The sequence below is a fragment of the Halomonas sp. BC04 genome (assembly GCF_000568385.1).
In genome coordinates this window covers 1-7,966 of record NZ_AZQX01000372.1, presented here as the reverse complement: position 1 = coordinate 7,966, position 7,966 = coordinate 1, and the positions used below count along the sequence as shown (strand labels likewise).

Here is a 7,966-nt window from a genome sequence, read left to right as displayed (position 1 = left end):
AAGCGCAACATAGCGATTTCGCTTGCGCAGGCATTCGTGCAGTGTTTCCTTCATCCATTGCTACGGACAAGACATATAGCCTATGAGCGAGTCGGAACAGACCACAGCACCGGCCGAGAACCGCAAGCCCAAACGTCGTCGTCGCAAGCCGCGCCGCCGCCAATCGAACTGGGATCTTCGCCAGTTCCAGGTGCCTGTCGAGGCGGGCAAGTGGCGCTTTCACGACTTCGATTTGCCGCTGCCGCTGATGCGAGCCATTCATGCCCTGGGGTTCGAATACTGCACCCCGATCCAGGCGGAGGCCCTGAGCCAGACCCTGTTGGGTGGCGACATCGTCGGCAAGGCTCAGACGGGCACCGGCAAGACCGCGGCCTTCCTGATCTCGATCCTGGCCTACTTCCTCGAGGAGGAAGAGCCGAACGCCCAGAAGGTCGGTGCGCCTCGTGCCCTGATTGTGGCGCCGACCCGCGAGCTGGCACTGCAGATCGAGAAAGACGCCAAGGCCCTGGCACGCTTCACGTCGCTCAACGTGGCCAGCGTGGTCGGCGGCATGGATTACCAGAAGCAGCGCGACGCCCTGGGGCGCAAGGTGGATATCCTGGTGGCAACGCCTGGCCGGCTGCTGGACTTCCACGAGAAGCGCGACGTCGACCTGACCCAGGTCGAAGTGTTGGTGCTCGACGAGGCGGACCGCATGTTGTCGATGGGCTTCATTCCCGACGTCAAGCGGATCATCCGGCATACGCCGAAGAAGGAGGAGCGCCAGACCTTCCTGTTCTCGGCCACCTTCTCCCAGGACATCCTCAATCTGGCCAGCCAGTGGACCCATGAGCCGGCGCACGTCGAGATCGAGGTAACGGTGGAGAACGCCGCCAACATCGATCAGCGGGTCTATATGGTCAGCGACGATGACAAGCAGCGTCTGCTGGTCAACCTGCTGCGTCAGGAGAGCTTCGACCGGGTGATGGTATTCGGCAACCGCCGCGACCTGGTGCGCAAGCTCGACGAGCTGCTCAGGAAGGCAGGCATCAATGCGGCGATGCTCTCCGGTGACGTGCCCCAGAATCAGCGCATCAAGACGCTGGAGTCCTTCCGGGAAGGCGAGATCCAGGTGTTGGTAGCCACCGACGTGGCCGGCCGCGGCATCCATATCGAGGATGTCAGCCATGTGATCAACTACACCCTGCCGGAAGACCCGGAAGACTATGTGCACCGTATCGGCCGTACCGGCCGTGCCGGCGCGAACGGGGTGTCGATCAGTTTCGTCGGCGAAGAGGATGCCTTCTCGTTGCCGGAGATCGAGCGCTATATCAACGGCAAGCTGCCCTGCGAGCATCCGCCCGAGGGGCTGCTGTAAGTGAATGGCCGCTGTAAGTGATAAGAGCGGCGATCTGCCGCTTGCAGAAGAAACCGCTCGGGCTACGCCTGAGAAGTCGCCCCACTGTGCGGCGCCGGGGATAGGTCGGAGTGGAGGTCATTCTTCAGGGATGAAGAATGTAGCGCCCAGGGAAGGGTTCACAGCGCCTCCGCGAAGGCCTGTCGCCGGGAAAGCCGCGTTTCTCTCGTGGTCCCCTTGATGATACAGGCGGCAGCATGCTTGATGAGGCCCTGAAGGGCGAGATACAGACTGCCTACCGTCGCGTGCTCGAGGCTCAGGGGCTGACACCGCGCTACGGCCAGCGGCTGATGATCGCCGAGATCGCTCGAACCCTGAGCGGCATCGAGGCCGACGACGCGGGCAAGCGTACCTCCGATGAGCATGTCTGCGTGCTCGAGGCCGGCACCGGTACCGGCAAGACCCTGGCCTACCTGCTGGCAGCGTTGCCGGTGGCCAAGGCCCGCGGCAAGCGTCTGGTCATCGCCACCGCCACCGTGGCACTGCAGGAGCAGGTGCTGCATCAGGATCTTCCCGCCCTCAAGGCCCACAGTGGCCTGGATTTCCACTACGCCCTGGCCAAGGGGCGTGGTCGATACCTGTGCGTGGCGCGCCTCGAGCAGGAGCTGGACGGAGTGACCGGCAACCCGACCCTGTCGATGTTCGAGCAGAGCCTGGTTCAGGAGTCCGGCGACAATTTCCAGGCCCTGGTTCGCGACATGGCTGATGCCTACGGTAGTGGCAGTTGGGAAGGCGACCGTGAGAGCTGGTCCGAATCGATCGATGACGCCGACTGGCGTCGCCTGACCATCGATCACCGGCAGTGCACCAACCGGCGCTGCGGCCACTTCGCCGCCTGCGCCTTCTTCCGTGCGCGACGGGATCTGGAGACGGCCGATGTCGTCGTAGCCAACCACGACCTGGTGCTGGCCGACCTGTCCCTGGGCGGCGGTGTCGTGCTGCCGCCACCCGGCGACTGCATCTATGTCTTCGACGAGGGGCATCATCTGCCGGACAAGGCGCTCAACCACTTCGCCCATCGTGTCGGTGTGGGTGGTTCGCTACGCTGGCTCGGCAGCTTGAAAAAGTCTCTCACTGAACTCAACCAGGCCTTGGCCATTCAGCCCACCGTGGCCAGGCTGCTGGGCACGCTCCCGGAAGCCATTGCCGCACTGGAGCCTCGCCTGGGAGAGGCTTTCTCCCTGGGGCACCAGCTTGCCGGCCGCCCCCATGGGTTGGCTGATGGCGAGGAGGCTCTTCAGCACCGCTTCGAAATGGGGCGGGTGCCCGATGGATTGCGGGAACATGCCGGCACCTTGTTGACCGCCTTCGCCGAGCTGGCACGGACCCTGGAGACCCTGAGCGACATCCTGCGGGAGAGCCTCGACCCGGACAAGCACACGGGCCTTGCCCGCGAACAGGCCGAGGCTTGGCTGCCGCTGATGGCACTGCTGCACGGCCGCGCACTGGAGGCCCATGGGCTGTGGCAGGCCTATTCCGTAGCCGATACCGGAGGCGAGGCCCCGCAAGCCCGCTGGATGACCCTGGAGCGCTTCGGTGGCGATCCTGAACTCATCTTCTCGGCCAGCCCCGTCTCGGCCGCGCCCACCCTGGCCAGGACGCTATGGGGGAGCTGCTACGGCGCCGTGGTGACCTCGGCGACCCTTACCGCGCTGGGGCGTTTCGAACGGCTGCAGGAGCGTGCCGGGCTGGCCAACCGCTATCGCTACCAGCGATTGCCCAGCCCGTTCGATTATTCGCGGGCAGTGCTCAGCGTTCCTCTCGAGGCGGTGGATCCGGCGGACCGCGAAGGGCACGAGCGGGCCATCATCGATTTTGTCGGCCACCTTGGTGCCGATGAGGCGGTGTTGATGCTGTTCTCCTCGCGGGCGCAACTGCGTGCCGTCGAGAAGGCCTTGCCTCCGGCACAGCGAGAGCGGGTGCTGGCCCAGGATCGGCTGCCCAAGCGTGAATTGATCGAGCGGCACCGGGCCCGGGTGGACGCCGGCAAGGGCAGTATCATCTTCGGTCTGGCGAGCTTTGCCGAAGGCATCGATCTGCCCGGTGACTACCTGACACACGTGGTGATCACCCGGCTGCCATTTGCCGTGCCCGACGACCCGGTCGGCGCGACCCTGGCGGAGTGGATCGAGAGCCAGGGCGGCAACCCCTTCATGCGCATCAGCGTCCCCGATGCCTCGATCAAGCTGGTACAGGCCTGCGGGCGTTTGATTCGCAAGGAGGCCGATCAGGGGCGCATTACCTTGCTGGACCGCCGGGTGCTGACGCGCCGCTACGGAAGAGCATTGCTCGATGCGCTACCGCCTTTCGTGCGCGAGATCGACGGCGTGACAGAAGGCGTGTGACAGGGCGGGAATGACAGGGCATGTACGACACAAGACAAGTGAGGCCCTCATGCAGCAGGCCCGCCGTGAAAGGCGGGCCTGCTGGCATTGGCGAGTCACGACTGGAGTCAGGTCTCGCCACGGGAGCCGAGGACCGGCTTGAGTTTCGTGGCCATCCGGTTCATGGCCTCCTCGGTGGTGTCCCAGTCGATACAGGCGTCGGTTACCGAAACGCCATATTGCATCTGGCTGTGATCGTCGAGAATCTTCTGGCTGCCCCAGCCGATGTGGGACTCTACCATCAGGCCCATGATCGAACGATTGCCTTCCAGAATCTGGTTGGTGACGTTCTCCATGACCAATGGCTGCAGCGCCGGGTCCTTGTTGGAGTTGGCGTGGGAGCAGTCGATCATGATGTTGGGCTTGATGTCGGCCTTGCGCAGCTCCTGCTCTGCCAGCGCGACGCTGACGCTGTCGTAGTTGGGCTTGCCGTTGCCGCCGCGCAGCACCACGTGGGCATAGGCGTTGCCGCGGGTGCGGATGATCGCCACCTGACCGCTCTGGTTGATGCCCAGGAAATTGTGGGGATGCGCCACCGACTGCAGGGCATTGACGGCAACGTCAAGGCTGCCGTCGGTGCCGTTCTTGAACCCGACCGGGCTTGACAGGCCGGAGGACATCTCCCGGTGGGTCTGGGATTCGGTGGTGCGTGCGCCGATCGCCGACCAGCTGATGCAGTCCTGCAGGTACTGGGGGGAAATGGGATCGAGTGCCTCGGTGGCCAGTGGCAGGCCTATCTCGGAGAGCTCGACCAGCAACCGGCGAGCGATGTGCAGCCCTTCCTCGATCTCGAACGAGCCATTGAGGTGTGGGTCGTTGATCAAGCCCTTCCAGCCGACGGTGGTGCGGGGCTTCTCGAAGTAGACTCGCATCACAACGTAGAGGCTGTCCTTCACCTCATCGGCCAGGCGGCGCAGGCGACGTGCATAATCGAGGGCGGCGTCGATGTCGTGGATGGAGCAGGGCCCGATCACCACCAGCAGCCTGGGATCGGTGCCATCGAGAATGTTCTGGATGGTCCGGCGCCCCTCGATGACCGTCTTTTCGGCAATTTCGCCGAGCGGTATTTCATTCTTGAGGGCTTCGGGGGTGATCAGAACGTCCTGGGAAAGAACGTTGAGGTTGCTGACCTGCTGATCTGACATTTCGCTACCTGTATCGTGATGCGTTGAAGGCTCGGAGGATGATCTACTATACACCGCGGAGAGGGAAAATAGCAATTGTGGCAGGAACCTGGGCCACGGGGACTGTCTGAAAGCCGGCGCATGGCAGCCGGCTTGATGCGCGGCCAATAAACAGGAACACTTGCCGTTTGGATGGGGCAACATTCCAGGGACACTCAGCTGCCAACAGGCACCAGGTTTACACCATGCATGCAGAATCCATCACGATATTACGTTTTTCCGTCAGTCAGCAGGCTCTCTCCCGGTCGGGGGGGGCGTGAATGGGCAGCCGAGAGACCGACCAACAACTCGTGGAACGCGCCCAGCAGGGCGATACGCGTGCGTTCGACCTGCTGGTAAGGAAGTATCAGCACAAGATCATCGGGCTGATCGGACGCTACGTCCAGGATCACAGTGAAGTGCAGGATGTGGCTCAGGAGGCCTTCATCAAGGCGTACCGGCACTTGGCAAGTTTCGTGCCGAGAGCGCCTTCTATACCTGGATGTATCGGATTGCCATCAATACTGCCAAGAATCATCTGGTTTCGAAGGGGCGGCGCCCGCCGGGCAGCGACCTCGATATCGTCGATGCCGAGATTCTCGATCATAGTGGCCGCCTTGCCGATATTGAGACGCCGGAGGCCTCCCTGGCGCGGGACCAGCTCGAGTCCGCGGTCTTCGAAGCCATCGAGAACCTTCCCGATGACCTGCGTACGGCGATTACCCTGCGGGAGCTGGACGGGCTCTCCTATGAGGACATTGCCCATATCATGCAGTGCCCGGTCGGTACGGTGCGCTCGCGTATCTTTCGTGCCCGCGAGGCGGTGGATCAGCATATCCAGCCCTTCGTGACCACTGCGCGGACCCGGGAATCGATGACCGAGTGAAAGCGCCGAGTGAGAAAATTCGAAGGATTTTGCGCTGCCGCTGAACTGTCTGGCGTCGGCGGCGTCAGATGCAGTGATTGTTACGTTACAACGCTTTTATCGGTACGTGGGCCAGTCGGTTTTTCCGGTACGGTGTGACGGAAAATGGCGAATATCATTGAACGCAAGGCAGGGTGCCTTGACAGTGTGGGGGTGTGAGAATGAGTCAGAACGCACGGGAATCGCTTTCTGCCCTGATGGACAACGAAGGTGATGATCTCGAGCTACGTCGGGCGCTGAAGTCCCTGGAGGACGACCCCGATGCGGCTGATGCCTGGCGACGCTATCACCTGATGCGTAGCCTGATGCGTCGGGATCATGACATCGATGTCAGCAAGGATCTTTCGGCTGGTATCATGGCCCGCATTGAAGCCGAGCCGGTGCCGGCCCTGGAATCCACGCCCTCGGTGACACGACGCTCTCCCTCCCTGGCTCGCGGTGCCGGAATTGCCGCTGCCGTTTCGCTGATGGTAATTACCGGGGTGCAGTTCTATAACGGCAGCGACTTTGCCAGCACCGGTGATGCGCCGGTCGCCGGGACCGAAACCCGTACCAACTCGGAGCAACCGCAGCGAAGCCTGGCCAGTCAGGCAGGGGGCCAGGGCGCGCCCCTGTTCTCGCCGGCGGCCTCGGGTGGCCAGGCGGGGGTGATGCCCGTTGGAGCCAGTTTCGACAATCCCCTTTTCCTGTCTCCGCAATCCCGGCAGCCCGCGAGTTCCGACCAAGAGCAGGCAAGACTGTTGCAGTCCTACCTCGATCGACACTCAGAAGGTGCTGCCTACCGCAGCGGTGATGTCTGGATGCCGCTACTGCGCGCTTCCGGTAGCGAGACGCTGGGGCAGCGCTGATGAGGGCCGGGCGTACCCTGTTTCGCCTGGCGGTACTCTGCGGCATCGGTGGCCTGCTCGTTTCGCTGCCGCTGGCCGCCGACACGCCGGCAGGTGGCGAGACAGCAAACGAGCAGTTCGATTGTCGTCAGCTATCCGACTGGGATGCGCCGGAGTCGGCCATCGACTGGTATGAACGTAGCCTTTGGGCCAATCACTGCTATATCTTCCAGGCACGGGCGGTGCGTATCGGTATCGATGGTGTCAGGACCCTGGCACTCTCCCACGATATTCAGGATGGCGTGGAACGTGAAGTGGCGCGCTTCCTCGACGGTCCGCAGGTCTTCTTCGAGCGCCGTGGACGCATCGGACGGCTGGGCTGGGCCGATGGCGAGGAAGAGGCCCTTGCCTCGCCGGCCGGGGTGGCCAGGCATCTGGACCAGTACTATCGGCTTGGCCTGGGGAGCGGCGAGCGGATCGCCAATCGTCCTGCCGTTCGCCTGGACATCGAGCCTCTCGACGGCCTGCGTTTCGGTCAGCGAGTCTGGCTCGATTCCACCACAGCACTCCCCTTGAAGCGCGAACTCCTCGACGACCGCGGTCGAGTGGTCGAAACCTTCCAGATTACCGAACTCCAGGCGCCGCAGCTCCATGACGGCAGCGTCTTTCTCGATGAGCTTCGCTCACCTCCCCAGCAGCCCTGGCGTCCTGAATGGCTGCCGGAAGGGTTCGTTGGCCAGCCGGTGGATACGCGTAGTGAACGTCATGGCGAGGAAGTGGGCCACCGCATCTATAGCGACGGCCTCTCTACCCTGAGCCTGTTCGTCGAAGCGATCGAGGAGGGGCGGGAGCGGCTTATCCCCGGCCTTCATCGATTGGGTATCTCGCTTGCCGTGGTGCGCCATTTGACAGTGGGTGAGCAGCCCATGCAGGTGGTGGTGATGGGGGAGTTGCCTCCCCGTGTGCTGGCCCAGGTGGCTGATAGCCTGGTCTGGGAGGATGCCACCAGTGATGATTGACTGGGGAACAGCGGATAACAATGTAACAGCCGACATGTGAAACGTACGCAATGACGCAGGAGTTTTTCATGAGACCAATGACCCGATCTTTTCCGCTGTGGGCGCTTCTGTTGGCCCTGCTGCTCCCCTGGCAGGCGGCCCATGCCCGCGACCTTCCCGACTTTGCCAGCCTGGTCGAACAGGCCGCACCGGGGGTGGTCAATATTTCCACCACGCGAACGGTGGAGCGTGCTCCAGCATTCGAGGGCTTCG

General features: G+C 63.0%; 5 protein-coding genes and 2 pseudogenes. 6 read left to right on the top strand and 1 reads right to left on the bottom strand.

The window, feature by feature from the left end; translation table 11 throughout:
- Positions 1 to 82 precede the first annotated feature (82 nt).
- Both rhlB and dinG read left to right on the top strand, forming a co-directional pair.
- Positions 83 to 1,357 carry an ATP-dependent RNA helicase RhlB gene (gene rhlB, locus Q427_RS25025; RefSeq protein ID WP_043518082.1) on the top strand — a complete coding sequence of 425 codons (1,275 nt, stop codon included), beginning with the start codon at positions 83 to 85 and terminating at the stop codon, positions 1,355 to 1,357.
- A 236-nt stretch (positions 1,358 to 1,593) separates the two neighbouring features.
- Complete coding sequence (gene dinG / locus Q427_RS25020; RefSeq protein WP_043518080.1) at positions 1,594 to 3,741, top strand: ATP-dependent DNA helicase DinG; 2,148 nt, start codon at positions 1,594 to 1,596, stop codon at positions 3,739 to 3,741.
- 107 nt (positions 3,742 to 3,848) lie between these two features.
- Here the strand turns inward: dinG and Q427_RS25015 are convergent, their stop codons facing one another.
- Positions 3,849 to 4,925 (bottom strand): 3-deoxy-7-phosphoheptulonate synthase, encoded by a 1,077-nt coding sequence (locus tag Q427_RS25015; protein WP_043518078.1) that lies wholly within the window; start codon positions 4,923 to 4,925, stop codon positions 3,849 to 3,851.
- A gap of 299 nt (positions 4,926 to 5,224) precedes the next feature.
- Here Q427_RS25015 and rpoE point away from each other — a divergent pair.
- From rpoE to Q427_RS31680, 4 genes and pseudogenes are all read left to right on the top strand, one after another.
- Positions 5,225 to 5,829, top strand: a pseudogene (gene rpoE / locus Q427_RS25010) (RNA polymerase sigma factor RpoE).
- Positions 5,830 to 6,029: 200 nt separating this feature from the next.
- Positions 6,030 to 6,716 carry a sigma-E factor negative regulatory protein gene (locus Q427_RS25005; RefSeq protein ID WP_043518077.1) on the top strand — a complete coding sequence of 229 codons (687 nt, stop codon included), beginning with the start codon at positions 6,030 to 6,032 and terminating at the stop codon, positions 6,714 to 6,716.
- Positions 6,716 to 7,714, top strand: coding sequence for a MucB/RseB C-terminal domain-containing protein (locus tag Q427_RS25000; protein WP_043518074.1), 999 nt, complete (start codon positions 6,716 to 6,718; stop codon positions 7,712 to 7,714). The genes Q427_RS25005 and Q427_RS25000 overlap by 1 nt, the downstream gene beginning before the upstream one ends.
- A gap of 68 nt (positions 7,715 to 7,782) precedes the next feature.
- Positions 7,783 to 7,966, top strand: a pseudogene (locus tag Q427_RS31680) (serine peptidase); the annotation flags it as partial.